Below are 899 nucleotides of genomic sequence, written 5' to 3'. Positions count from 1 at the left end.
ACGGCATGCACGAGGTAAAGTGCTGGCGCAACAAACAGGAATAAGAATTCTAGCGGTTCGGTGATCCCACCCACCACACAAGCCACCACACCAGAAATGAGCAGCGCTTTGATTTTGAGCGGTTTCTGGACGAGCACAGTGATACATTGCAAGTGCCGCGCCCGGAAGGCCACCTAAGAAGGTCGGCATTTTTCCTTGAGACAAGAACGCCGTCACTTCTGGTGTGAAGTTGGTCACTTCAGGGCAAGAAAGCTCAGAATAGAAAATGTTCAACGCTCCGGACACGGTTTGTCCACACACTTCCATTGTGCCGYCTGCTTCCGTGAAACGGATCAGTGCAACGAGAATATGGTGCAAACCAATGGGCAGCAGCAAACGCTCACCAGTACCAAAACAGCATTGGGGCCAAAAATCACCCCGCACCTTCAATCACATGACCGATGCCATTGATACCTGCAGCGAAGTAAGGCCAAACGAAAGGAATAAAAACACCCACCACACCCAATACGATAGCAGAGATAATGGGAACAAAGCGCGCACCACCAAAGAAGGCAAGTGCAGTCTGGTCARTTTTGAAGGTAGTAAAGCGTTGATGCAGCTTGGCAACAATGACACCAACGATCACTGCGCCAAGAATACCGGTATCAATAGATTCAATACCAATGATGCTTTTTACGCCATACGCCGCGCGCTCAGCTTGGCTATCCAGCACACCAGCCACAGTGAGAAAGAAGTTAATCGCCAAATTAAAGGCTGCGTAGCCAACAAAACCGGCAAAACCAGCCACACCTTTTTCTTCACGAGCCAAGCCGAGCGGAATAGCGACAGCAAACATCACTGGCAAATAGATGAAAGCGACCAGACCAATTTTGGTCATCCACATAAAGAGGTATTGCAAC

At 49.4% G+C, this 899-nt stretch carries 1 protein-coding gene and 1 pseudogene; both read right to left on the bottom strand.

The genetic code is table 11. The annotated features are described in order from the left end of the window. Positions 1 to 423: pseudogene (locus tag CIK04_RS35765) on the bottom strand (PTS transporter subunit EIIC); the annotation flags it as partial. Then, positions 413 to 899, bottom strand: a 487-nt coding sequence (locus tag CIK04_RS35760) for a PTS transporter subunit EIIC (RefSeq protein WP_369597176.1), incomplete at its 5' end; no start/stop codon positions are given. The gene CIK04_RS35760 and the pseudogene CIK04_RS35765, both read right to left, overlap by 11 nt.

It is taken from the genome of Vibrio sp. 03_296, from assembly GCF_002265885.1.
The sequence above is the reverse complement of the archived record's forward strand: the minus strand, read 5'-3'. Positions and strand labels throughout refer to the sequence as shown.